The organism is Micromonospora foliorum (genome assembly GCF_022229015.1).
GTDB lineage: Bacteria > Actinomycetota > Actinomycetes > Mycobacteriales > Micromonosporaceae > Micromonospora > Micromonospora foliorum.
The window spans coordinates 1-22,850 of the sequence record NZ_JAKKFF010000584.1 but is presented as its reverse complement, the minus strand read 5'-3'; the positions used below and the strand labels follow the sequence as shown (position 1 = coordinate 22,850).

Genomic DNA, 22,850 nt, shown 5'->3' with positions numbered 1-22,850 from the left:
GCATGATCCACTCGCGTTCCTTGATATCGCGGCATCCCGGTAGCCCCGACACCCCGACTTCCGCAAAACCGAGTGGATCATGCCTGAGCAGGCCGAGCGGGCTGGAGACCAAGCAGGTGGGCGGGCAGGTCGGGTGAGCCGGGCTGGGTAGACCCGGCGGGTCAGGCTTTGCTACTCGGGGTCGCGGTCGACCAGCGGGTTGCTCTGCACCCAGTCTGCGGTTTCGTCGTATTTGCGCGCTATGTACTCCTCCAGGCGGGCGCGCTCGACGCGCCACTGGCCGCGCCCGCCGATCTTGATCGCCGGCAGTTCGCCGCTGCGCACCATGTGGTAGACCTGCGAGTCCGACACGTTGAGCTCAGCGGCCACGTCGGAGAGCAGCAGGAACCTCGGCTCCACAGGAACTCCCGGGGTTGGTGTCGTTTGGCTCAGTTTGCCACCGACAGGCTCGACCGCCCAGCGCCGGACCGGGTCGGGTGGCAGGCCAACCGATGGGGACACACCGGCGGGGAACTTCCTCCGGCCGGAGGCGGGGTGTATGACGGTCACGGCGTGCGGCATGATCTGCGCCCGTGCCGGCGGCCGCCGGTGGAGGACGACGCGGGGAGACGACCGGTGACCGACGAGCTTGTCCGGGTGTACGTGCCGGCGACCGTACCGATGCTGGCCCGGCTGCGCGAGGAGGGGCTGACCGCCGACCAGGCGCATGCCGTGACCCCGGCGCTTCGCGAGTGGTACGCCGAGGGCGACGAGGAGGAGTTGGAGTACGTCGCGTTCATCCGGGCTGCCCAGGACGCCCTGCACCTGCTCCGGGCCGACCCGACTGCTCCCCGCCGTCGCGTCGTCGTCTCGGTCGACCTGCCGTCGGGAGCGCTCGGGCGCGGTGACGGTGAGTTGGGTTCGAGCACGGTGACGTTGACCGACACGGTGCCGGTGGGCGCCGTCGCGGCCATCCACGTGGACGGCGCGGACGCGGTCGAGCAGGTCGCTGCGGCGGCCGACGTGGTGGCCGAGGCGGCGGCTGGTGACCCCGACGCCCAGTTCACCGTCGACGGCGCCGAGGACCACGAGCTGGAGTGGTACGACGTGACGGAGCTGGACCAGCTCCTCCGCGCGGCCGACTGAGCCGGACGTCGGCCCCCGGCCGCATGAGCCACCGGGCGACCCGCCTGAGCCGGATACCAGCCCAGGCAGCCGGACAGCGGGCGACCCTCCTGAGCCGGACACCAGCCTGACAGTCGGACGCCGGGCGACCCGCCTGAGCCGGACACCGGCCCAGGCAGCCGGACGTCGGCCCAGGTCCGGCGTCAGCGGGCCGGGTCCGCCTTCGCCGGATCAACCTTCGCCGGCTCCGCCTTCGCCGGGTCCGCGTCGAACGTCTCGGCCGCGTCGAACGTCTCGGCCGGGTCGTCGTCGAACGCCTTGGCGTAGCCCGGCTTGTCGTCCGCCGGGTCGACGAGCTGGTCCGCGGGGTTCGGGCCGTCGGCCGGGTCGTCGTCGTCGCTGTGGGCCGGGCTGAGCGTGCGGCCGAACGCGATGAGCGCGGTCAGCGCCCCCACGAAGAGCACCCAGATGCCGTTGTCCACCCGCGAGGTGCCCAGCGAGGTCTGCGCCACCGCGTCCGCCTCACTGAGCGCGCTGGCGAGGTCGAGCAGCGACCGGCCGCCGATTCGGATGATCACCTCGGCGAGCAGCAGGAGGAGCCCCGGCCCGGCGCCGGCGAGCAGGTACGCCGGCCAGCGCAGCGCGGGGGCCTCGGGGTCGCGGCGGACCGCTCGACGCCGTGCCCAGGTCAGGTAGCCGAAGGCCAGCAACCCGGCCAGAATCCCGGCGACGAGCGACTCGGTGCGGGACACCCACTTGGCCGCGTTGATCAACGATTCTTGGCTGTCGCCGCCACCGAAGAGGTCGAAAAGCGGGTCCCGGGCGCGGCTGAACGCCACCACGAAGATCAGGGTGCCCAGCGCGGCGGTGACCACGGCACCGATCGCCGGGGCGGTCCGCGCGCCGGCCAACGCGCCCCCGATGATCGCCGCGGCCGCCGTGGTGCCGGCGATCACGTTGGTGGTGGACGTGTCGAAGTAGGTGAGGTTGATGGCCACCGCGGCAGCGAGCCCGACCAGCATTCCGCCGCCGATCGCTCCGGCGAAGCGCAGGGTGGCCCAGTCGCCGTACCGGCGGGCCAGCAGGTTTCCACCGGCCAGCGCGACGGCCGCCCCGGCCACCAGCGCGGCCGAGATCACGCCGGGCAGGGCGAACGCGGAGAGGCTGATCGCGGTGACCCCGGCCGCCGCCGAGGTGATGGCCTCCCGAGTGGACCAGAGCATGGCGGCCAGCCACCCGAGCGCCAGCAGCGCGAGCACTGCGGCGCCGGGCGCGGGCAACGGCCGACTGCCGGCGCTGGCCGCGTCGACCGCCGGCTCGTCCGACTCAGCGGCCGGGACGCGGCCGGGCTGCTTGACCGCGGGGACGCGGCCGGGCTGCTTGGTCATCGTCTCCCCTTCGAGGCGGCAGGTCACCGACCATTCAGGGTACGCGGGCCCGCTGGGCTGCCTGTCGCCCCGGGACGGCGGGACGGATCGAGGCCGGTCGGTAAGGGGAGGAGGGGTGGGGCGGTCCTTGGCGCAGGGCCGGTGGCCGAGGTGGGTCGTGCGGCCCGTCGTGGGAGAATCATGGGAGGTCCCGCCGCTGCTCGGCCTCCCGTGCGGCGTCCGGTGTCCGGCCGTCCGGTCGGTGCCCGCGGGTCCGGTTTCGCCACTGCTGTCGAGATCGCCAGGAGCCTTGATGGATGCCGTGTTCTCCGTTCCCGAGCCGCGCAACGAGCCGGTTCGCAACTACGAGCCGGGCAGCCCCGACCGGGACCGGCTCCAGCGGCGGCTGACCGAGCTCGCCGCCGAGCGCATCGACCTGCCGATGACCATCGGCGGTGAGCAGCGGATGGCCGGCGGTGACCCGATCAACGTGGTGCAGCCGCACAAGCACGCCCACGTGCTGGGTGTGACCGCGCACGCCACCCACGACGACGCGCGTGCCGCGACCAGGGCGGCCAAGGACGCCGCGCCGATGTGGCGTGCGCTGCCCTTCGAGGAGCGCGCCGCGATCTTCCTGCGCGCCGCCGAGCTGCTCGCCGGTCCCTGGCGCGACACCCTCAACGCCGCCACCATGCTCGGCCAGTCGAAGACCGCCATCCAGGCGGAGATCGACGCGGCGTGCGAGTTCATCGACTTCCTGCGGTTCAACGTGCACTTCGCGCGTCGCCTGCTGGAGGAGCAGCCGGCGTCCTCGCCCGGCGTCTGGAACCGCTTCGACCACCGCCCGCTGGAGGGCTTCGTCTACGCGGTCACCCCGTTCAACTTCACCGCCATCGCCGGCAACCTGCCGTCGGCGCCGGCCCTGCTGGGCAACACGGTGGTCTGGAAGCCGGGCCCGACCCAGCAGTTCGCCGCGCACTTCACCATGCGGCTGTTCGAGGCCGCCGGCCTGCCGCCCGGCGTGATCAACATGGTCACCGGCCGGGGCGAGGAGGTCTCCGATGTCGTGCTCGCCGACCCGGATCTGGCCGGCATCCACTTCACCGGTTCGACGAAGGTCTTCCAGCAGTTGTGGCGGACCGTGGGCGACAACATCGCCCGTTACCGGGGCTACCCGCGCCTGGTCGGCGAGACCGGCGGCAAGGACTTCGTCGTCGCGCACACCAGCGCTGACGTGGACGCCCTGCACACCGCGTTGATCCGTGGCGCGTACGAGTACCAGGGCCAGAAGTGCTCGGCGGCCTCGCGGGCGTACGTGCCGCGCTCGATCTGGGAGGGCGGCCTGCGGGACCGGCTGGCCGCCACCACCGACTCGCTCACCTACGGCGACGTGGCCGACTTCAGCAACTTCGGTGGCGCGGTGATCGACGACAAGGCGTTCTCCCGGCACACCGCCGCGCTGGAGCTGATCGCCGGCGACGACACCTGCCGGGTGCTGGCCGGTGGCACCGCCGACGACTCGGTCGGGTACTTCGTCCGGCCGACGCTCTTCGAGTGCGGCGATGCCGCCCACGAGACCTTCACCACCGAGTACTTCGGGCCGATCCTGGGCGTGCACGTGTTCGACGACGCCCGTTTCGACGAGGTGGTCGCCCAGGCCGAGTCGATCGCCCCGTACGCGCTGACCGGCTCGGTGTTCGCCACCGACCGCCGGGTCGTCGAGTCGGTGGGCGAGCGCATGCGGTACGCGGCCGGCAACTTCTACATCAACGACAAGCCGACCGGCGCGGTGGTCGGGCAGCAGCCGTTCGGTGGCGCCCGCGCCAGCGGCACCAACGACAAGGCCGGCTCCTGGCTCAACCTGGTCCGCTGGATCTCCCCGCGGACGATCAAGGAGACCTTCGTGCCGCCGACCGACCACACGTACCCCCACATGGGCTGACCGGCGACGACCCGCCGGCGGCGCGCGTGGCGCCGCCGGCGGACGCCCGGAATGCGGCAATCCATCGATAGTCCTCAACGGACAGTCTGCCGCCGACAGTGCACTTAGGAAGTCCTGTTGGGTGGCAAACTGGCAAATCCTGGACGCCGCGTGCGCAAAGTGGCAGCGTAGTGGGCATGGCGGATTCCGGAGTCAACCCTACGGCGGCGGCCCTGCTCGGCCTCCTCCATGAGGGCCCGATGACAGGCGGTCAGTTGATGGCCGCCGCTGAGCGCCGTCTGGCGCCGTACTGGTCGATGACCCGCAGTCAGGTGTACCGCGAGTTGCCGGTGCTGGCTGAGCGGGGTTTCGTGCGGCTCGGCAAGCCGGGTCCGCGGATGAGCCAGCCGTACGCACTTACCGCCAGCGGAAAACGGACGTTTTCCCGCTGGCTCGCGGAGAACCCGGGGCGGGACACCATCCGCAACCCGATAGCGCTGCGGATGGCCTTCGGTAACCTGCACTCCGCCAGCCAGCTCAAGGGCCTGTACGCCTCGGCCAACGAATACCACACCGAGGCCCTCGCCCAGGTCCGGGAACAGGTGAAGAACGCCAAACGGGACGGCGAGACGTACGACGCCAGCGCCCTGGAGTTCGCCGTCGCCTACCACCGGGCGGCCCTGTCGTGGTTGAAGTCCGCCCCCGTCGGGTGACCTGCGGTCAGTTCGCGCATCCACAACGAGCTGCTCGGCTCCCGGCACAGTACGCTTGTCTGTCGTGACCGCTGCCGATTACGCCGAACAGCTCAAGGAACTCGACGCGACCCTGCGAAACATCGAGGCCGTCCTCAACATCGACCGTCTCCACGAGGACAAGGCCCGCCTTGAGGAGGAGGCCTCCGCCCCCGACCTCTGGGACGACCAGGCCAAGGCCCAGCAGGTGACCTCGCAGCTGTCGTACGTCAACGGCGAGATCAGCAAGCTGGGCAGTCTGCGTTCCGGCCTCGACGACGCCCAGGTGCTGCTGGAGCTGGCCGAGGCCGAGGCCGACCCGGGCGTGCTGACCGAGGTCGAGTCGGAGATCACCGGGCTGACCAAGGCCATCCAGGAGATGGAGGTCCGCACCCTGCTCTCCGGCGAGTACGACTCCCGGGAGGCGCTGGTCGCCATCCGGGCCGGCGCGGGTGGCGTGGACGCCGCGGACTTCGCCGAGATGCTGCTGCGGATGTACCTGCGCTGGGCGGAGCGGCACGGTTACCCGACCGAGGTCTACGAGACCTCGTACGCCGAGGAGGCGGGCCTGAAGTCGGCCACCTTCGCGGTCAAGGTGCCGTACGCGTACGGCACGCTCAGCGTCGAGTCGGGCACCCACCGGCTGGTCCGGATCAGCCCGTTCGACAACCAGGGTCGTCGGCAGACCAGCTTCGCGGGCGTCGAGGTCCTGCCGGTCACCGAGCAGACCGACCACATCGACATCCCGGAGAACGAGGTACGGGTCGACGTCTACCGCTCGTCCGGCCCGGGTGGGCAGAGCGTCAACACCACCGACTCGGCGGTGCGGCTGACGCACATCCCGACCGGCATCGTGGTGACCTGCCAGAACGAGAAGTCCCAACTGCAGAACAAGGCCTCCGCGCTGCGGGTGCTCCAGGCCCGACTGTTGGAGCGCAAGCGCCAGGAGGAGCAGGCCAAGCTCGAAGGGCTCAAGGAGAACGCGGCCGGCTCGTGGGGCGACCAGATGCGCTCGTACGTCCTGCACCCGTATCAGATGGTGAAGGATCTCCGAACTGAGCAGGAGACCGGCAATCCGAGCGCGGTCTTCGACGGCGAGTTGGACGGCTTCATCGAGGCGGGCATCCGTTGGCGCAAGCAGCGGCAGATCGCTGGCGACGGTGCGTGACGGGGCGCGGGCGGAGCGCTTCGTCGATCTCCAGGTAGAAGCCTGATTCGACGACTCGCGCCGGTTCGGCGGGGCGTGGGGCTTGGCTCAGTTGTTACACCGCGTAGACTCACCACCCGTGATTCAGCTTGAGCAAGTGACGAAGACGTACCCGAAGGCGTCCCGGCCTTCGCTCGACAACGTGTCCGTCTCGATCGAGAAGGGCGAGTTCGTCTTCTTCATCGGTCCATCCGGCTCCGGCAAGTCCACGATCATCAAGATGCTGCTGCACGAGGTGGCCCCCAACAAGGGGCGCGTCGTCGTCAACGGCAAGGACGTCACGTCGATGCGCTCCTGGAAGCGACCCCACTTCCGGCGTTCGATCGGCTGTGTCTTCCAGGACTTCCGGCTGCTGCCCAACCGCACCGCCTACGAGAACGTGGCGTTCGCCCTCGAGGTGATCGGCAAGACGAAGGCGGTTGCCCGCCGGGTCGTGCCGGAGGTGCTGGAGCTGGTCGGGCTCGGTGGCAAGGAGCACCGCTACCCGCACGAGCTCTCTGGTGGTGAGCAGCAGCGGGTCGCCGTCGCCCGGGCGTTCGTGAACCGTCCGCTGATCCTGCTGGCGGACGAGCCCACCGGAAACCTGGACCCGGACACCTCGATCGAGATCATGCGTCTGCTGGACCGGATCAATCGCACCGGCACGACCGTCGTGATGGTCACCCACGACTCCAACATCGTGAACCAGATGCGCCGCCGCGTCGTTGAGATTGAGAGCGGTCGCATCGTGCGTGACCAGGCCCGCGGTGTCTACGGGTGAGCCGGCGCTCCACCCCTGCGCAGCCTGACGACGAACACCTCATGCCGGAGACCCGGAGGAAATCCCGATGCGCGTGAAATACGTCCTGTCCGAGGTACTGGTCGGACTGTGGCGCAACGTGACCATGTCCATCGCGATGATCATCACGATGGCGGTCTCGCTGACCATGCTCGGCGCCAGCGGTCTCATGTACCGCCAGGTCGACGACATGAAGGACCTCTACTACAAGAACATCGAAGTCTCGATCTTCTTGACCCAGGAGGTGACCGAGCAGGAGCGCACCGACCTGCAGACCAAGCTCGACAGCGACCCCCTGGTCAAGGACGTCCTCTACGTCAACAAGGACGAGGCGTACAAGCGCTTCAAGGAGATGTACCAGGACGCGCCGGACCTGGTGAACGCGGTCAAGCCCGACCAGCTGCCCGAGGCGTTCCGGCTCAAGCTGAACAACCCGGAGCAGTACAAGGACGTCTACGACCAGTACAAGGACACGGCGGGCGTCGAGGAGATCATCGACCAGAGTCGACTGCTCGACAAGATCTTCAACATCCTCACCTCGATCCAGAACATCGCCCTGGCCGCGGCCGTCGTGATGGCGATCGCCGCCCTGCTGCTGGTCGCGAACACCATTCAGGTGGCCGCGTACAGCAAGCGGCGTGAGGTGGCGGTCATGAAGCTGGTCGGCGCGTCCAACTGGTTCATCCAGGCGCCGTTCGTGCTGGAGGCCGTGGTGGCCGGCCTGATCGGTTCACTGCTCGGTCTGGTCGCCCTTGTCGCGGCGAAGTATCTGCTCTTCGACGGGTCACTGAGCGCGTTGCAGGGTCTGCTCTCGCCGATCACCTGGGGCGACATCCTGTTCATCTTCCCGTTGATGGCCGGCGTCGGTGGTCTGGTCAGCGCGGGCACCGCCTGGATCACCCTGCGCTTCTACCTGCGGGTCTAGGCACCGTACGGGTCGTCCCGTCGTCTCCCGGGGACCCTCCCGCGGCCGGAAATAAACGGCGCGGGAGGGTCCTTGTCATTCGGGTAGCATGATCGGTTGTCCGGCCGGGGTGAACCCGGCCGCGGACGTGGGAGAGGGGGTGGCACCGATGCCACGGGAAAAGGGGCGCAAGGTGGTCGCCTCCAACAAGAAGGCGCGCCACGACTACGCGATCCTCGACACGTACGAGGCGGGCATGGCGCTGACCGGCACCGAGGTCAAGTCGCTGCGGGCCGGTCGAGCGTCGCTGGTCGACGCGTTCGCGCAGGAACGTGACGGCGAGTTGTACCTGCACTCGATGCACATTCCGGAGTACACCCAGGGCACCTGGACCAACCATGAGCCCCGGCGTACCCGCAAGCTGCTGCTCAACCGGGTCGAGATCGACAAGCTCCTCGGCAAGACCCGCGAGGGCGGTTTCACCATCGTCCCGTTGCAGGTCTACTTCTCGGACGGCTGGGCCAAGGTCGAGATCGCCCTGGCCAAGGGTAAGAAGTCGTACGACAAGCGTCAGGACCTCGCCAAGCGCGACGCGGACCGGGAGATCGCCCGGGTGTCCGGTCGACGCGGCAAGGGAATGGACGACTAGTTCATCCCATTTGTCCGGGTCGGCGTGCCGGCCCGGGGCTCGGGATGAAAGCTGTTGCGCCAGGCGTTAGGCTTGTCAGTGCCGCCACATCGGCGGTCTGTCGAGGGGGTGACTGGTTTCGACTTCGTACGCAGCGACAGGGGAAGCGAGCCGAGGAAGCCGACGTCGTCTCGAGAATCGGTCGTCGGAACTTTATAAGCGCCAATAACCAACGCGCTGACTTCGCTCTCGCCGCCTGAGGCGAGTAGCTAAGTCTGTCGGTCTGGGAACGCCTTCGTCCCAGTAGCCGGCATCAGCTAGGAGGCTGGCCAATCGGACCCGGTCGCGGGGTCCGTGCGGCGAGATTAATCAGCGACTGGGCCCGTCACACCAACTTGCTCGCGTGAGCGGTGGGGCCGAGTAGAGGCACAGCGAGCTGCGCTCGGAGAAGCCCTGACAAACCGGCGAAGGACCCGGGTTCGATTCCCGGCACCTCCACCACCTCGAACGAAGCGCCCCGGCCGACCGGCCGGGGCGCTTCGTTGTTCGCGGGGTCTTACGCTGCCCCCTGTGACCAACCAGGAGCTGCGCCTGTCGGTCGGCGCCTCGCCCGGCCAGCGCGTCGTGGCGGTGGCGGCCGGCGTCCTCCTCACGGCCGTCGGCGCGGCGTTCGTGGCGCTGCCCCTCGTCGCCGACGGGCTGTTGCGCCGACTGACCGGCCCGGGCGACGCGTTCGCCTCCTACGAGGAGGCTCGAGATCTGCCACCGGGGCTGCTGCCGCCCGCGCTCCGCGACTCCGCCGACCCGAACCAGTCCGGTCCCAGCCCGTTCATCGGCCTGTGTGGCCTGCCCTTCGTCCTGCTCGGCCTCTACCTGGTGCTGCGGGTGCTCCGCACGGCCGCCTGGCTGGACGGCAGCCGGGCGCGGGTACGCGGTGCGCTGCGCACCCGCATCGTCGACCTCGCCACCGCCCGGATCGAGTCCGGTGCGGTGTCGTACCGCGAGGCGGATGACGACGGTCCGGCCGGCGAACCGCAGGTGCGGGCCATCCACGCAACCGACCCGGGCAGTGCCCGGGGGGTCACCATCCCGCTGCGCGGCATGGGGCTGCCCGTGTTGCCGCCGTCGGAGCTGCGGGCGCTGGTCGAGGCGATCACGACGGGTCGACCAAGCGACGAGCGGGTCGGCGATGCGCGCGCCGTGGCCGACCACCTGCGCCGGCTGGCAGAGCGCCCGTCGACCGACTGAGGCGGTCGTCGTCCCAGGCGGCCTGTGCGGCGCTGGGGGCCACACCAGCGTGGCTGGTGGGGTCGCTGGGTCGAACGGGGCAGATGAGACTGCTCAGGGCCCTGGACAGGGCACGCCGGGCAGCCTCACCATCGCGGTATGGGGTAACAGCGCCGCGCGGGAGGTGCCATGGTCGCCGGTCCGGTCCAGCAGCCGTCACTCGTCGCCCGACCGCGCGTCGCGCATCCGGCGGGGCTCCCCGCCGACCAGCATGCCATCGGTCTACCCGGCGAGCCGCGCCCGGCCGGCCTCGCCGGCGACGTGCACGCCCTCGGCCGGGCCGTCGCGGTGGCCAGCACCGAGCCGCGCTGGCGCGAAGACGTTCTCCTTCGGCTGGGTCCGGTGCGCCAGGGCTTCGCCGAGCACGTCCGGGCCACCGAGGGCCCCACCGGCCTCTACCGGGAGTTGCTCACCCAGTCGCCGCGACTGGACCACGGCGTGCGGCTGCTGACCCGGGAGCACACGGCGATCGTCGCCGCGATCCTGGCGGTCCAGCAGATCGCCGAGCGGCCCGAGGCGCACCCCGACGAGCTGCGGCATCGGGCCGGACACCTGCTGCGGAGGTTGGCCCGGCATCGGCGGCGCGGCGCCGACCTGCTCTGGGAGGCGTACCAGACGGATCTGGGTGGCGAGACCTGAGCCCAGGTCGGGAACCGGCCGGTCGGCGGACGCGTCGAACCGTGCATGCGTCGATCCGGCCTGCTGCTCGTACTCCCGTTGCTGCTCGCGGCGGGCTGCGCCGCGACCGATGCCGGTCCGGCCGGCGGCCCGCGCAGCCCCACCCACGGCGCGGAGGCGTTCGACCAGCGGGCCGGTCAGGTCGCCGAGGCGTGGCGGCCCGGCCCCGAGTGGCGCACGGGCTACGTGCCGTTGGAGGGGCCGACCCTGCTCACCGGTGACCCGGGCTTCACAACCGAGACCGAGGCGGCCTTCCGGGCCGGGTGGTACCGCGCGCAGGTCGGGATACCGCCCACCCGGGTCGGCGGCGAGATCCAGTTTCCCGACGGTCGGCTGAGGCTGCCGTTGGTCAGCGCCGCGGAGGCGTACCGGCAGCTCGACCAGGGTGACCCGCTGCCCTGCCCGGGGCGGCCGAAGCGGCCCGGCCGGCCCACCCCCGGCGGCCCCACCGTCGAACCGGGGCCGGACGGGTGGGCCACGAGCAGCACGCAGACGGCCTGTCTGCCGCTCACCGTCACCGGGGTCACGTTCGGCGCCGTGCCGGTCCGTACGAGCCGGGGCGTGGCGCAGGTTCCGGCCTGGCTGTTCACCATCAAGGAGTTGGCCACCCCGGTGGTCCGGCTCGCCGTCGCGCCGACGGCGGTCACCGCCGTCCCGGAGCCCACCGTGCCGGCACGGCCGCTACCGGACGGGTTGGTGGCGGCCCAGGACCTGGCGGCCGTCGACGGCGCCCGGCTGACCGTGCGGCTCGGCGTCGGCGCGTGCGACACCGGGATCACGCCGCTGGTGTGGGAACGGCCGGACGTCGTGGTGGTCGGTGGCGGCGTCACCCGGGCCACCGGCGAATGCATCGACCTGCTGAAGCTGGAGCCGGTCACCGTCACCCTCGCGGCGCCGCTGGGCGCCCGCCCGGTGCTGGACGTCTTCACCGGTGCCCCGTTGTCGATCGCAGCGCGCTGACCGGACCGGTTCAGAGGAGGCTGGGCACCTCGGTGCTGATCGGCATCGGCAACACCGTGGGCCGGTCGGCGCGCAGCCCGGTGGCGAGCGCCGCGCCGAGCTGGTCGGGCGTCTGCACCACCTCCGTGGCGCAGCCGTAGCCGGCCGCGATCGCGATGATGTCCAACCCCGGCAGGTCCAGGCCGGGCACCCCGGGAGTGTGCTTCAGCTCGGCGAACGCCTTGAGGATCGCGTACTGCTGGTTGACCGGGACGACGACCACCACCGGCAGTGCCAGGCGCGCGGCCGTCCAGAGTGCCTGCACCGAGTAGTGGAAGGAGCCGTCGCCGATCACCGCCACCACCGGGCGACCACGCCCGGTGTCCCGCTCGGCCAGCGCGACGCCGACCGCCGCCGGCAGGCCGTAGCCGAGGCCGCCGCTGGCCATCGTGAAGTACGACGCCGGGCGGGTGATCCGCAGCTGACGACGCAGCGCGGACAGATTGGACGGCGACTCCTGGACCAGCACGCCGTCGGTCGGCCAGTGTGCGGCCAGCGCGGCGAACAGGGCGTCGGCGCTCAGCGGGGTGCCGACCTCCGGCGGTGGCGGTGCGTTCCGGCGCGCGGGCGCCGGCCGGTCGCTCGGTGGCACCCGTTCGACAAGCGCGGCCAGGGCCAACCCCGGGTCGCTGAGCAGGCTGTCACCGACCGGGGCTCGCGCGGCCTCGTCCGGGTCGTCCGTGACGTGCAGCAGTCGGGCGCCGTCGGGCAGGTGCTCACCTGGCACGTACGGGTAGTAGCGGAACACCGGGGCGCCGACGACCAGCACCGTGTCGTGCCCGCGCAGCGCCTCGGCGAGCGGACCGATCGCGTACGGCAGCACGCCGCGAAAGTGCGGGTGGTCCTCGGGGAACACCGCCCGCTCGGGGGCGGGAGCCGACCAGACCGGCGCGGCGAGCCGCTCGGCCAGCGTGACCGCGGCCGGCCAGCTCGCGGAGCGGTCCACCCCCGGCCCGTACACGAGCACCGGATTGCGGCTGCCGGCCAGCACCCGAACGAACTCGTCCAACCGCTGGGGGTCTGGTGCGAACCGGGTGGCCACCGTTCGGGGCGCGGGCGGCGGGTCGGCTGGCTGGGCCCAGTCGTCCATCGGCAGGGAGAGGAAGACCGGCCCGGCCGGTGGCTGCACCGCCGTCGCGTACGCCCGCAGCACCGCCGCGGGGATGTCCTGCGCCCGGGCCGGCTCGTAGGCCCACTTCACGTAGGGCTGCGGAAGCTCGGTGGGTCGGCGGTTGGCCAGCCGGGGTTCGAGGAGCAGCATCTCCCGTGTCTGCTGGCCGGCGGTGACGATCAGCGGGGTCTTGTTGTGCCAGGCGGTGACCAGGTTGCCCATGCCGTTGCCGGTGCCCGGGGCGGTGTGCAGGTTGACGTGGGCGGGCACTCCGCCGGCCTGGGCATAGCCGTCGGCCATCGCGACGGCCGTCGCCTCCTGCAGCGCGTGGACGTAGTGGAAGTCGGCGGGGAAGTCCTGCAGGAACGGCTCTTCGGTGGAGCCGGGGTTGCCGAAGACAGTGGTCATACCGAGGGTACGGAGCACGTCGTACGTCGCGTCCCGGACAGTTGCCATCGCCACCCGCCTCCGTGTCGCGGGCAGGGGCGACCGCGGTCGCCCTCCCGATCAGCCGAATCTATCGGGATGTGACGGACCTTTCGGGCGTTTCCCGGCCGTCGGTGGTCCCGATCCGTCGATCACCGGGACGTCTGTCGCCGGGTGTACCGGCCCTTCGTCTTAACTGTCCGATCACCCGCCGGTCAGACCTTAGCCAGCACCCAGGACGCAGGCTATGGTGCCAGGCATGGCGTTGACAGCGCGGCTGAACCCGATGCGCCGGGCGGATCCGGTCGATGACCGGCCCCCGGCGCGGGCTCACGGTTGACGGGTGTGTGGCATGCAGGGAGAGGGCCAGGCGATCGGCGGACGAGCGATGGAGTCGATGACCGGGCGGCTGCTGGTCGCGACTCCGGCGCTCAAGGACCCGAACTTCGACCGTACGGTGGTGCTGCTGGTCGCCCACGAGCCGGGCGGCGCGCTCGGCGTGGTGCTGAACCGGGCCACCGAGGTGCCGGTGGCCGAGGTGCTCGGTGACTGGAGCGACCTGGCCCGCCACCCGGCGGTGCTCTTCGAGGGCGGCCCGGTGCAGCCCGACTCGGCCATCTGCCTCGCCCGGATGCGCCACCCGATGCGCCGGGTGAAGGGCTTCCACCAGGTCTCCGGTGCGGTCGGCACGATCGACCTCTCGGTCGACCCGGAGCGGCTGAGGGAGAGCATCGGCGGCATTCGGGTCTTCGCCGGCTACTCCGGCTGGGGCAGCGGCCAGTTGGAGCAGGAGATCGCCGACGGGTCCTGGTTCGTGCTGGACGGGCTGCCGGGGGACGCCTTCGTCGACCGGCCCGACGACCTGTGGCCGATGGTGCTGCGCCGGCAGGGCGGGATGATGGCCGCCGTCGCGCACTTCCCGCCGGACGTGGCGCTCAACTGACCCGGCTCGGCGGGGGACCCCCGCGAGATGACCATGCGGGCCCGTCTGTGTATAGTTTCCCAGTGCCCGGGCGACCGGGACGACAGCAAGGGGCCGTGGCGCAGCTGGTAGCGCACCACACTGGCAGTGTGGGGGTCAGGGGTTCGAGTCCCCTCGGCTCCACCCTTGAGAAACGCCCTGGTCGGGATAATCCGACCAGGGCGTTCGCTGTTGCTGGCGGTGCCGTCCAGAGCGTCCCCGCGGCCGTCGGTGGACCGGCACCCCGCAGTCCCGGGGCGCCGACCAGACCGACTGGCTACCGAACGATGGGTGACCACTCCCGCTGGCTGGCGATCGTCACCCCGGGGGTCCGGTAGTAGGGGTCCTCGGCGACGATCGCGGCGAACGCCTCGGCGTCCGGGACGTCGAAGATCAGCAGTGCTCCGGAGTCGTCCGCGAACGGCCCGGCCATGACCAGCCGGCCCTCCTGGTGCAGGGCCTGGAGACGCTCCCGGTGCGCCGGTCGGGCGGCGAGCCGGTCGGGTTCGTCGCCGAAGGACAGCTCCAAGATGAACACCGGTTCCTCCTCATCGGGGCGATCTCTCGAAGCACCCTAGTCGATTCGGCGCGTCACCACCGTCTGGTCGGTACGCCCGTCGGCGGTGGTCACGGATCGACGATGACGTCGATCGCCGCGCTCACCTGACGCTCCAGTTCGTCGAGCTCGTCGAGGGTGGGGGCGTCGATCAGGAACGTCACCCCTCGGTCACCGGACTCGCGCAGCTCACCGAGGCGTGCCCCGCGTTCCTTGAGCACGATGACGTGCCGCAGGGCCGGCGGGTCGTCGGCCTCGCCCGGTGTGATGACCGGCCACGGTTGTCCCTCCGGCACCCACTGCGGCTCCACGCCCGGCCAACGCAGCTTCACGTCCTGCAACACTCCGGTCGGCTGGGGCAGGTAGACCTGGCGGGCGTACCGCCGGGGTGCGGGGTGCGTCGCCGGCTCGTCGAGCGCCACCTCCATGATCGTCTGCTCCAGCGCCCGACCGGTCGCCAGGTGGTAGAGCGGCATGATGCCATCGCCGGGAGTACGGGCGGCCACCTCCATCAGCACCGGCCGGCCGTCCCGGTCGAGGCGGAGCTCGGTGTGGACGATGCCGGCGACCAGACCGAGCCGGCCCACGATGTCGCGGTTGGCGGCCAGCAGCCTCTCGTGCTCCGCGCCGGGCGGGGCGGGCACGGTGTGGGCCATCTCGACGAACCAGTCCGAGTCGTCCTCGGTGGTCCGTTTCTGGGTCGCCGACTCGAAGACGATCCGACCGTGTTGGACGACCGCCTCCACCGAGTACTCGGCGCCGGTGACGTACTCCTCGACCAGCAGGGTCTCCGCCGCCGGATACTCGGTGAGCAACGCGGGCAGGGCCCCCGGGTCGCGCACCGCCTGGACCCCGGAACTCGACCGCCGGCCCGAGGGCTTCAGCACCGCCGGGAACCGCACCGAGCCCACGTCGAGCCCGGCGCGCCCCTGCGGTGGGACGACGACCAGCCGGGGGCTCCACTGCGCCAGGTAGAACCGTTGCAGGTACTTGTTGCGACACACCCGCGCCGCGCGTACCCCCGGCCCGGGCAGGCCGAGGGCATCCGCCACGATCCCGGTCTGCTCGACGAGCATCTCGCCCGCGGCGTAGACCCCGACGATGTCGTACTCCCGCTGCCAGCGTTGGACGTGGGCGACCACACCGGAGGTGAAACTGCCCTCGATGCCGACCTCACCGGTGACGAAGGCCGCGTCGGTGAGGTACGTCCCGGGGCCCTCGCCCCGGGCCATGGCGGCCGTGGTGTCGGCCCGCCACTGCTCGGAGGTGATCAGCAGGATCCGCAGCCCTCGACCGGCGAGGTCGGCGAGGAAGCCCCAGTTGCGGGCGATCACCCGGTAGCCGCCGAGCAGCAGGAAGGCGCGGGCCTCACTCATAGCCGTACTGCTCCAGAATGTCGCCGAACAGCTCGGTGAAGCGGGCCTCGTTCCGCTTGGTGAACCGCTCCCGCCAGGTGCCGGTGGTGCCCCGGAAGAAACTCCAGGAGCCCTGGTCGTAGACCTTGCCGGCGACCTCCTCGGCGTCCGCGGTGGACCCGACGTGGCTCAGCAACCGGTCCACGGCCTCGAGCTGGCGTTGCCGGGACCCGCCCCCGCGCTCGCCGACGAGATCCTCGTAGCTGACCTTGCACACGTCGGGGTGGCGCAGCAGCCACAGTCCCCTCTCGAACTGGTCGCGGCCGAGGAAGGACGTGTCCCGCATCGCGTAGTCGAGCTTCTCCTCCCAGGTCGGCAGGGAGGTCAGGATGCGGTGGAAGATGTCGAACTCGTAGAAGTTGCCGTACCCCTCGCGGGTCCGCCCCTCCAGAAAGTTGACCATGGAGACCAGGGCGTCGCGGGGGTCGCGGTAGTTGTAGACCAGCGGCGGGGTGGCGGTCTCCACCCACTCCGCGAAGAAGGACCCGTCCACCTTGCTGATGTCCAGCTCGTGGAAGATCCAGCAGAGCCCGGCCGGGGTGTCCGCGAACCGGGAGTACGGCAGGTGCGGGTTGGTGATCACCGAGTCGGCGAAGTCGAACCGGGTCTGCCCGTACCGGTTGACGACGTGCTGGCCCAGCCGGCGTTGCCAGTGCCAGCCCAGGGCGGACCAGGCCTCCTGGGTGCGGAGCAGGTACTCCTCCGTGCCCTCCAGCTCCAGCAGCTCGTCGTAGTCGGACTTCGACAGGGTGAGCGCGGCGATCTGACGCCGCTGCGCGTCGGTGAACTCCGGGGTGTTGCGCGGGGTCGGCCGGGGCACCCCAGCCATCTTGTACCCCAGATTGGTCATCAGACCCTGCATGAGGTGGGTGCCGGTCTTCTGCAGCGAGATCACCATGGCACGAGGGGCCAGCGGCATGTCGGTCTCCCGGTGGTCGTGCGTCGGATGCGACGCGGAATGAGGGGGAATCAGCGGACGAAGGCAGCCAGGTGGCCGGTGGTGCGCTCGTCGAGGAATCGGAGGAGACGGGCGAAAGACTCCCGCCGTCGCTCATCGGGTGTCCACAGCCACAGCTCCCGTTTGGCGACCCGGGCACCCCGGCGGAACTTCGGAGCGAACGCCTCGAACCCGAGGCGGTACCGGGGTACGCCGGCCCGGATGCACGACTCGACCGGCTGCCCGAACACCAGATGGTGGTAGGCGACGCTCGTACCGGTGACGTCGTAGTCGCTGCCGTAGCCGAGGGTGCAGCAACCGTGCCGGCCGTACATCTGCACCGTGCAGGCGAGGACTTCCGCGTCGGAACGGCCCGCCACGGCCACCCGGATCGCCCCGGGGAGCACCGCCGCCAGGTACGCGCGGGCCGCCCGCAGCTGGGGCCGGTTCGGTGTTGCGCCGTTGCGCTCGCCGGTGCGGGCCTCCAGGTCCACGATCCGGTCGACGTGCTCGGCCAGCGGCACCTCGCGGACCTGGAGCCCGGCCCGGGTCACCTCGCGCTCGGCCAGCCGGTAGTTGCGGCGCGTCTCGGCGTTCTGCCCGTCCAGGAACGCCTGGTAGGTGGGGTAGCCGGCCAGGTGCAGCGCGGACGCGGCGGTGACCGAGCCCCGGACGAAGCCGGCGGTCTCCAACAGGCCTCGCAGCAGCTCGTCGTCGGTGGCCACGTACGGGAGGACCACCGCTCCCGCCCGGCCCTGCCGGACCAGCTCCTGCAGGGCCGCCACCACCTCCCGGCCGGCGTGCCGTCGGCGGTCGGTGTCGACGTCGGGGGCGGTGAACAGCGGGCTGCGGTCGTAGGTGCGGACGACGAGGGGCTCGCCGACCGTGGTGGTGAGCCAGCCCGCGAGGTCGCCCGACTCCGGTACGTCCGGGCCGAGCGCGCCGAGCAGGGCCCGGTACTCGGCCCGGATCCGAGTCGCGTCGTCGTCCGGGGTGAGCCGGAGGAACTGTTCCTCGGTGAGGAGTTTCCACGGGTGGCTGAACAGGTTCGTCCCGGCCACGGCGGTGACCGCGTGGATCGCGGCCACCGGCCCCCGGTCGTCGTCGGCGGTGACCAGCACCGCGGTGCCCGGCTCCAGCCGTTCGCGGAACAGCAGGTAGCCGTGGGCCGCGTCGGGTTCGGCGTCGGCGGCGAGCCGGGCCCAGGTCTCCTCGTCGACGGCGGCGATGCCGTCGGTCACGTCAGTCGCCATGCCGGGTAGACCGTTCCTTCCGGGTCGTCGTGTCCGCGAGGGCCTGCACCTCGGACATCTGGGCCGCCGTGCGCAGCGGAGAGGCGTACAGCAGCAGCGAGGAGACGGTGAGCGAGACGGCCACCACCCAGACCGCCGTGGTCGCCCCGGCCAGGTCGGCCAACACCCCGCCGAGCAGCGCCCCGACCGGCAGCGAACCGAAGGCCGCGATGCGGTAGCTCGCGGTCACCGCGCCGAGCAGCACCGGAGGCGGGACCTGCTGGCGTACGGTGACCGCCAGGACGTTGTAGACCGCCAGAGCCGCCCCGTTGATCACGAAGCCCGCCCCGAGCAGCACGGTCGCCGTGCCAGCCGCGGCGAGCCCGGGCACCAACAGCAACCCGAGCGCGGCGACCGTGATCGAGACGGTGAGCGCCCGGCCGAGGTGCAGTCGGGCCCCGACCCGCCCGGCGACGAGGGAGCCGACCAGCGCCCCGACGCTGCCGAGCCCGATGACCAGGCCGATCAGGCCACCGGAGAGCCCGAGGGTCCGCACGCCGTACACCAGGAAGACCGTCGCGAAGGCCTGCTCGTGCAGGTTGAACAGGGCCGACTGCACGCACAGGTCCCGGATCGGTCGGCTCCGCCAGACGTAGGCCAGCCCGGCCCGGATCGTGGGCGCGTCGCCCCGGTCGGTCGCCGGCCGCAGCGCGCGAGCCGGCAGGGCCGCCATCGCCATCGCCGCCGCGCAGAACAGCGCCCCGGTGACCACGGCGGCCAAGGAGGCGCCGGCGGTCTGCACGATGAACCCCGCCGCCGCCGGACCGGCCATCTGGGTCACCGACGTGGTGGCCTGCAACAGGCCGTTGCCGGCCACCAGTCGGTCGCCGTCGAGCAACCGGGGGGCGGTGACCTGGGACCCGATGTCGTGCAGCACCGCCGCCGAGCCGATGAGGAACGCGCCCACCAACAGCGCGGTGAAGACCAGGCGGTCGGTGGCGGCCAGGGCCCCGATGCCGAACAGCACGACGCCGCGCGCCGCGTTGCCGGTGACCAGGATCCAGCGCAACGAGGTACGGGCCGTCCAGGTGCCCACGAGCAGGGAGAAGGCCAGCACCGGCACGAACTGGGCCGCGCCGACCAACCCCACCTGGGTGCCGCTGCCGGCCAGCAACGTCACGACCAGCAGGGGCAGCCCGAAGGCGGTGATCTGGTGTGCCGAGCGGGCGGCCAGGTCGCCCAGCCAGAGGGTACGGAAGGCCGGCTCCCGCAGCGGGGGGCGCGGTGGTGCGCCGGCGTTCGTACCCTCCGGCAGGCGCCGGATGTCAGCTGACACCGGTGCCGGTGACGCTCGCTGACGCGTCTGATGAGGTGACTCTGCGGTACAGCGCGTTCTCGCTCCAGATGAGGTCGACCTGGCCCCACTCCATCGCCGACACCACGTCGGGGAAGAAGCTGCGGCCGTTGTAGTTCGCGCTGGTGTTGCAGAGCACCGGGATCCCGCTCCACTTGTGGTACTCGCGCAGGACGGCCGCGAGCATCGGGTTGTCCTCGGCGCTGACCGTCTGCAACCGGGCGGTCCCGTCGAGGTGGATCGCCGCCGGAATCCGGTCCACCCAGTCCGGGCGTACCCGGTGGTCGAAGAGCATGTACGGGTCCGGAGTGCCCGGGTCGAAGACCGCCGGAGCCTGATCGGTCAGGCAGATCGGGGCGACCGGCCGGTAGTTCTCCCGACGCTTCATCCGGTTGAGCTCGTCCTTCATGGCCGGGTCCACCGCCGGGGCGAGGATGCTGCGCGCGCCGAGGGCGCGAGGGCCCAACTCGGCGCGGCCGTGCAGGACCACCACCGGCTTACCGGTGCGGTGCAGCAGCCGGGCCAGCTCCTCCGGTCGACACGGGGCCACCGTCCAGCCCGCCGGGACGTGCGAGTTGTGCACAAGGTCGGGGCCGGCGAAGACGTTCCACGAGATCGGCGCCAGTCGCTGCTCGCCGCTGACCAGGATGGCGCCGGTGCCGACGGCCGAACCCGAGTCGTCCGGGAAGGGCGGCACCCACATCTCGCGGATGGCCTTGTGCGCCCGCATGGCGCTGTTCCACTTGATGTTCAGGGCGCAGCCGCCGGCGAAGCAGAGGTTCCAGGGGCCGTCGCCCTTCCAGGACTGGGCCTTGGCCACCAGCCGCTCGACGAGCAACTCCTCGATGAACTCGTGCACGCTGGCGAGCACGTCGTCGTCGGAGACGCCCAGCTGGTCGGTGCGGCGACGGACGTCCTCCAGGTAGGCGTGGACGTAGGCGTGGGAGGGCTCGCCGGTGCTGCCGCAGCCGATGATCTCCTCGCGGTACTTGCGGACTGCCGGGCTGTTGGCCTCGAAGTGCTCGTGGAACAGCTCCCCGAGGACCTGCTTGATCGGCTCCCGGGCGGTGCCGAGGGCGATGTAGGCCATCAGCTTCCCGGCCACCGAGAGGTCGTCGACGTTGCGGGACAGCTTGTCGCGGCGGTACGGCCCGAAGTGCTGCGAGGCCATCGAGTAGAAGTGCCCGATCAGCGGGAAGACCTCGCCGCCGGGCTCGATGCGGCCGTCCTTGTCCACGGAGTAGAGCCGGGGGAAGCAACCGCCGTCCCAGACCAGGACGAGACTGGGCTCGCCCCGTCGGGCGAAGGGGCTGGTGCTGTACGCGGCGGCGAGGTGGCTCGCCACGTGCACGTGGCTGACGTACGGGACGGTGGCGTCGCCGATGGGCAACTCGCCACGGTGGCCCGGCTGTGCCGGATTCGGCACCCGCTCGGTCTCCCGGTAGGGCGCCAGGCGGACGTCGACAGGGCTGCCGTTGTTGAGCCGGTGGGCCTGTCCGTGGATGGCGCCGTCCCAGCCGTCAAGTGCCCACTGGTCGACGTCGGAGATCTTGTACCCGAAGTCGCCGAGGATCCGGGCGATCAACGTGAGGTCGTCCACGTCGCTGTATCGGCGGTTGTTCTCCAGCTTTTGCGCCTCGACGTTGAACTCCAACACGTCGTCCTGAAAGAGAGCAACGCCCCCGCTCTGGGTGAGCTTTACTCCGCACGTAATACGCATAGATGCCTCTCCCCGTTTTTGGCGACCTTCAAAGTCCTATCGATGTTCCGCTGGCAAGTCAACCCCTCGGTCATTGCCGACGTCGATCAGGGTGGCCGTCAGCTGGCCGAAGGGAAGTGGTGCGGCTCGATGTCGCGCGTCACCCGCGTCATACCAGGAAGGGGTTGTCGAGAGCCATCTCCGAGATCCCGTAATGCCTATCGGCGTAATGGGATATGGAATTTCCGTCATCTGAAATTTGCGCGTTACGAGTTGGTAACTCAGCGACATCGGCTGCCAGGGTTGGTCGGGAGCCCGATCGCCGCCTGGGCTGTCTCGGGCGGCATATCAGCAGCTCAGCATGGCTGTGACGTGCATGGGGGATTAATGAGTGGCGATGAGGCCAGTCGGCGTCTATCTTCGACCGGGGGGCCGCGCGGTCCGGGAGCCCCCCGGTGGACGAAGCGGATCTTGAGCGATGGATACGCGATATCCTGCAATCGACGCATCCACTCCGACTCGGCTCGGAACTGCGGCGCGCCGAGCGCGCCGCGAGAGCCAGATTCTCCGACCCGACAATTGCTCAAGCGGTCCATCGTGCCGTCGCGGCAACAATGCACAGGCGTGATTGAGCGTCCAACATCGGGCACACGCCACCTGCGGGTTCGGGTCAAGAAAAGCGCCCATCCGCGAAGCGTGTCTTTTCATTGTCCGGGTCGGTGCGTCGGTCCACACCCTTACCATGGCCCGATGGCCATTGACCTCTCTTCGACGCTCGGCTCGCCCAGATCGCCGAGCGCGGCCTGGAGCCGGCCGAGCGCGAGACCTACGACAACGGCGTCCGCAAGGCCATCTTCCGTGACCCGGACGGCAACGAGATCGGCTTCGGCGGCGCGCCCGCCTGACCCGGCCGCTCGCCCCGCCACACGCGAAACGCCCTGACCGGATGACCCGGTCAGGGCGTTGACGACGGTATGTCCGTCAAGGGCTGGATCAGCCCTGGCGGCTCTTCCACTGCGGGTTGGCGCGGTTCACCACGACCACCCGGCCGCGACGGCGGACCACCACCGAACCCGGCTTCTGCTTCAGTGCACGCAACGAGCTACGTACCTTCATCTCTGCCTCCTCGGTGCAAGCGGTTCCGTGTATCGAAACGCCACACCCACCCGCCGGATTCCCGGCCGGTCAGCGTCGAACCTTTGCCGCCTCGCAGCCGTACCAGTGGGCGGAGGTCATCCTCATGCCCGTACGCCGGCTCCTCGCCACGGTGCTGGTCGCTGCCGCGACCGTGCCCCTGGCCGCCACGCCCGCCGCCGCCCACGGTGCCCCGACCGACCCGGTCAGTCGCGCGGCGGCCTGCGGCCCCGAGGGCCGCTACGCGGCCACCAGCGCCTGCAAGGCGGCGATCAAGGCCGGCGCGGCGGTCCGCGAATGGGACAACGTACGCGTCGCCGCGATCAACGGGCGAGACCGGGAACGGATCCCGGACGGTGAGTTGTGCAGCGGCGGGCTGTCCGCGTACCGGGGTCTGGACCTGCCCCGCACCGACTGGCCG

The 22,850-nt window shown here is 70.8% G+C and carries 22 protein-coding genes, 1 tRNA gene and 1 other RNA gene; 14 read left to right on the top strand and 10 right to left on the bottom strand.

Going from position 1 to position 22,850, the window contains the following annotated elements:
* Window positions 1-171: 171 nt before the first annotated feature.
* Window positions 172-399, bottom strand: a complete 228-nt coding sequence (locus PSH25_RS33275; RefSeq protein WP_030490852.1) for a helix-turn-helix domain-containing protein — start codon at window positions 397-399, stop codon at window positions 172-174.
* A 216-nt stretch (window positions 400-615) separates the two neighbouring features.
* Here PSH25_RS33275 and PSH25_RS33270 point away from each other — a divergent pair, with 216 nt between their 5' ends.
* Window positions 616-1,125 carry a DUF6912 family protein gene (locus PSH25_RS33270; protein ID WP_238662827.1) on the top strand — a complete coding sequence of 170 codons (510 nt, stop codon included), beginning with the start codon at window positions 616-618 and terminating at the stop codon, window positions 1,123-1,125.
* A 182-nt stretch (window positions 1,126-1,307) separates the two neighbouring features.
* Here the strand turns inward: PSH25_RS33270 and PSH25_RS33265 are convergent, their stop codons facing one another.
* Window positions 1,308-2,492: a hypothetical protein gene (locus tag PSH25_RS33265; protein ID WP_238662826.1), complete on the bottom strand. Its 1,185-nt coding sequence runs from the start codon at window positions 2,490-2,492 to the stop codon at window positions 1,308-1,310.
* 292 nt (window positions 2,493-2,784) lie between these two features.
* On the opposite strand from PSH25_RS33265, the gene pruA reads away from it, so the two are divergent.
* The 10 genes from pruA to PSH25_RS33215 all read left to right on the top strand — a co-directional run bounded on the left by pruA (window position 2,785) and on the right by PSH25_RS33215 (window position 11,565).
* On the top strand, window positions 2,785-4,413 hold the full coding sequence (pruA, locus tag PSH25_RS33260) for an L-glutamate gamma-semialdehyde dehydrogenase (protein WP_238662825.1): 1,629 nt from the start codon (window positions 2,785-2,787) through the stop codon (window positions 4,411-4,413).
* A gap of 176 nt (window positions 4,414-4,589) precedes the next feature.
* The gene (locus tag PSH25_RS33255; protein ID WP_091393967.1) at window positions 4,590-5,105 is read left to right on the top strand and encodes a PadR family transcriptional regulator; all 516 of its coding nucleotides are present in this window, start codon (window positions 4,590-4,592) and stop codon (window positions 5,103-5,105) included.
* A gap of 64 nt (window positions 5,106-5,169) precedes the next feature.
* Window positions 5,170-6,291 carry a peptide chain release factor 2 gene (prfB, locus tag PSH25_RS33250; RefSeq protein WP_238662824.1) on the top strand — a complete coding sequence of 374 codons (1,122 nt, stop codon included), beginning with the start codon at window positions 5,170-5,172 and terminating at the stop codon, window positions 6,289-6,291.
* Between the two features lie 118 nt (window positions 6,292-6,409).
* The gene (gene ftsE / locus PSH25_RS33245) at window positions 6,410-7,090 is read left to right on the top strand and encodes a cell division ATP-binding protein FtsE (protein WP_030331491.1); all 681 of its coding nucleotides are present in this window, start codon (window positions 6,410-6,412) and stop codon (window positions 7,088-7,090) included.
* Between the two features lie 67 nt (window positions 7,091-7,157).
* Window positions 7,158-8,033, top strand: coding sequence for a permease-like cell division protein FtsX (ftsX, locus tag PSH25_RS33240; protein ID WP_238662823.1), 876 nt, complete (start codon window positions 7,158-7,160; stop codon window positions 8,031-8,033).
* Between the two features lie 148 nt (window positions 8,034-8,181).
* Complete coding sequence (smpB, locus tag PSH25_RS33235; protein ID WP_124821485.1) at window positions 8,182-8,661, top strand: SsrA-binding protein SmpB; 480 nt, start codon at window positions 8,182-8,184, stop codon at window positions 8,659-8,661.
* 104 nt (window positions 8,662-8,765) lie between these two features.
* Window positions 8,766-9,141, top strand: a transfer-messenger RNA (tmRNA) gene (gene ssrA / locus PSH25_RS33230).
* Between the two features lie 69 nt (window positions 9,142-9,210).
* A complete protein-coding gene (locus tag PSH25_RS33225) occupies window positions 9,211-9,888 on the top strand; it encodes a hypothetical protein (protein ID WP_238662822.1) in 678 nt (225 codons plus the stop codon).
* Between the two features lie 168 nt (window positions 9,889-10,056).
* Window positions 10,057-10,566, top strand: coding sequence for a hypothetical protein (locus tag PSH25_RS33220; protein WP_238662821.1), 510 nt, complete (start codon window positions 10,057-10,059; stop codon window positions 10,564-10,566).
* A gap of 45 nt (window positions 10,567-10,611) precedes the next feature.
* Window positions 10,612-11,565, top strand: a complete 954-nt coding sequence (locus tag PSH25_RS33215) for a hypothetical protein (RefSeq protein WP_238662820.1) — start codon at window positions 10,612-10,614, stop codon at window positions 11,563-11,565.
* 10 nt (window positions 11,566-11,575) lie between these two features.
* Here PSH25_RS33215 and mdlC read toward each other — a convergent pair whose 3' ends face one another.
* A complete protein-coding gene (gene mdlC / locus PSH25_RS33210; protein ID WP_238662819.1) occupies window positions 11,576-13,171 on the bottom strand; it encodes a benzoylformate decarboxylase in 1,596 nt (531 codons plus the stop codon).
* Window positions 13,172-13,493: 322 nt separating this feature from the next.
* Here mdlC and PSH25_RS33205 point away from each other — a divergent pair, with 322 nt between their 5' ends.
* Window positions 13,494-14,084: a YqgE/AlgH family protein gene (locus tag PSH25_RS33205; protein ID WP_112582369.1), complete on the top strand. Its 591-nt coding sequence runs from the start codon at window positions 13,494-13,496 to the stop codon at window positions 14,082-14,084.
* 89 nt (window positions 14,085-14,173) lie between these two features.
* Window positions 14,174-14,246, top strand: a tRNA-Ala gene (locus PSH25_RS33200).
* A 133-nt stretch (window positions 14,247-14,379) separates the two neighbouring features.
* On the opposite strand, the gene PSH25_RS33195 is transcribed toward PSH25_RS33200, so the two are convergent.
* The 7 genes from PSH25_RS33195 to PSH25_RS33165 form a co-directional block, all read right to left on the bottom strand.
* Entirely contained in the window at window positions 14,380-14,640 is a 261-nt protein-coding gene (locus tag PSH25_RS33195; RefSeq protein WP_238662818.1) for a YciI family protein, read from the bottom strand.
* Window positions 14,641-14,729: 89 nt separating this feature from the next.
* Complete coding sequence (locus tag PSH25_RS33190) at window positions 14,730-16,034, bottom strand: ATP-grasp domain-containing protein (protein ID WP_238662817.1); 1,305 nt, start codon at window positions 16,032-16,034, stop codon at window positions 14,730-14,732.
* Window positions 16,027-16,992: a sulfotransferase family protein gene (locus PSH25_RS33185; RefSeq protein ID WP_238662816.1), complete on the bottom strand. Its 966-nt coding sequence runs from the start codon at window positions 16,990-16,992 to the stop codon at window positions 16,027-16,029. Before PSH25_RS33185 ends, PSH25_RS33190 begins: the two co-directional genes overlap by 8 nt.
* Window positions 16,993-17,042: 50 nt before the next feature.
* Window positions 17,043-18,263, bottom strand: a complete 1,221-nt coding sequence (locus PSH25_RS33180; protein ID WP_238662815.1) for a peptidogalycan biosysnthesis protein — start codon at window positions 18,261-18,263, stop codon at window positions 17,043-17,045.
* Window positions 18,253-19,578, bottom strand: coding sequence for an MFS transporter (locus PSH25_RS33175; protein ID WP_238662814.1), 1,326 nt, complete (start codon window positions 19,576-19,578; stop codon window positions 18,253-18,255). Before PSH25_RS33175 ends, PSH25_RS33180 begins: the two co-directional genes overlap by 11 nt.
* Window positions 19,568-21,316, bottom strand: coding sequence for a carbamoyltransferase N-terminal domain-containing protein (locus tag PSH25_RS33170; protein WP_238662813.1), 1,749 nt, complete (start codon window positions 21,314-21,316; stop codon window positions 19,568-19,570). Before PSH25_RS33170 ends, PSH25_RS33175 begins: the two co-directional genes overlap by 11 nt.
* Before the next feature lie 972 nt (window positions 21,317-22,288).
* Complete coding sequence (locus tag PSH25_RS33165) at window positions 22,289-22,411, bottom strand: 50S ribosomal protein L36 (RefSeq protein ID WP_030490864.1); 123 nt, start codon at window positions 22,409-22,411, stop codon at window positions 22,289-22,291.
* 124 nt (window positions 22,412-22,535) lie between these two features.
* Between PSH25_RS33165 and PSH25_RS33160 the strand changes: the two genes are divergently transcribed.
* A partial coding sequence (locus PSH25_RS33160; RefSeq protein WP_238662812.1) for a lytic polysaccharide monooxygenase occupies window positions 22,536-22,850 on the top strand: 315 nt, incomplete at its 3' end.

What these genes read in the sequence shown, in the direction of transcription:
- PSH25_RS33265 (WP_238662826.1), bottom strand. Translation starts at nt 2,492, where the DNA reads ATGACCAAGCAGCCCGGCCGCGTCCCCGCGGTCAAGCAGCCCGGCCGC.
- pruA (WP_238662825.1), top strand. Translation starts at nt 2,785, where the DNA reads ATGGATGCCGTGTTCTCCGTTCCCGAGCCGCGCAACGAGCCGGTTCGC.
- PSH25_RS33255 (WP_091393967.1), top strand. Translation starts at nt 4,590, where the DNA reads ATGGCGGATTCCGGAGTCAACCCTACGGCGGCGGCCCTGCTCGGCCTC.
- ftsX (WP_238662823.1), top strand. Translation starts at nt 7,158, where the DNA reads ATGCGCGTGAAATACGTCCTGTCCGAGGTACTGGTCGGACTGTGGCGC.
- smpB (WP_124821485.1), top strand. Translation starts at nt 8,182, where the DNA reads ATGCCACGGGAAAAGGGGCGCAAGGTGGTCGCCTCCAACAAGAAGGCG.
- PSH25_RS33220 (WP_238662821.1), top strand. Translation starts at nt 10,057, where the DNA reads ATGGTCGCCGGTCCGGTCCAGCAGCCGTCACTCGTCGCCCGACCGCGC.
- PSH25_RS33215 (WP_238662820.1), top strand. Translation starts at nt 10,612, where the DNA reads ATGCGTCGATCCGGCCTGCTGCTCGTACTCCCGTTGCTGCTCGCGGCG.
- mdlC (WP_238662819.1), bottom strand. Translation starts at nt 13,171, where the DNA reads ATGGCAACTGTCCGGGACGCGACGTACGACGTGCTCCGTACCCTCGGT.
- PSH25_RS33205 (WP_112582369.1), top strand. Translation starts at nt 13,494, where the DNA reads ATGCAGGGAGAGGGCCAGGCGATCGGCGGACGAGCGATGGAGTCGATG.
- PSH25_RS33190 (WP_238662817.1), bottom strand. Translation starts at nt 16,034, where the DNA reads ATGAGTGAGGCCCGCGCCTTCCTGCTGCTCGGCGGCTACCGGGTGATC.
- PSH25_RS33185 (WP_238662816.1), bottom strand. Translation starts at nt 16,992, where the DNA reads ATGCCGCTGGCCCCTCGTGCCATGGTGATCTCGCTGCAGAAGACCGGC.
- PSH25_RS33180 (WP_238662815.1), bottom strand. Translation starts at nt 18,263, where the DNA reads ATGGCGACTGACGTGACCGACGGCATCGCCGCCGTCGACGAGGAGACC.
- PSH25_RS33170 (WP_238662813.1), bottom strand. Translation starts at nt 21,316, where the DNA reads ATGCGTATTACGTGCGGAGTAAAGCTCACCCAGAGCGGGGGCGTTGCT.
- PSH25_RS33165 (WP_030490864.1), bottom strand. Translation starts at nt 22,411, where the DNA reads ATGAAGGTACGTAGCTCGTTGCGTGCACTGAAGCAGAAGCCGGGTTCG.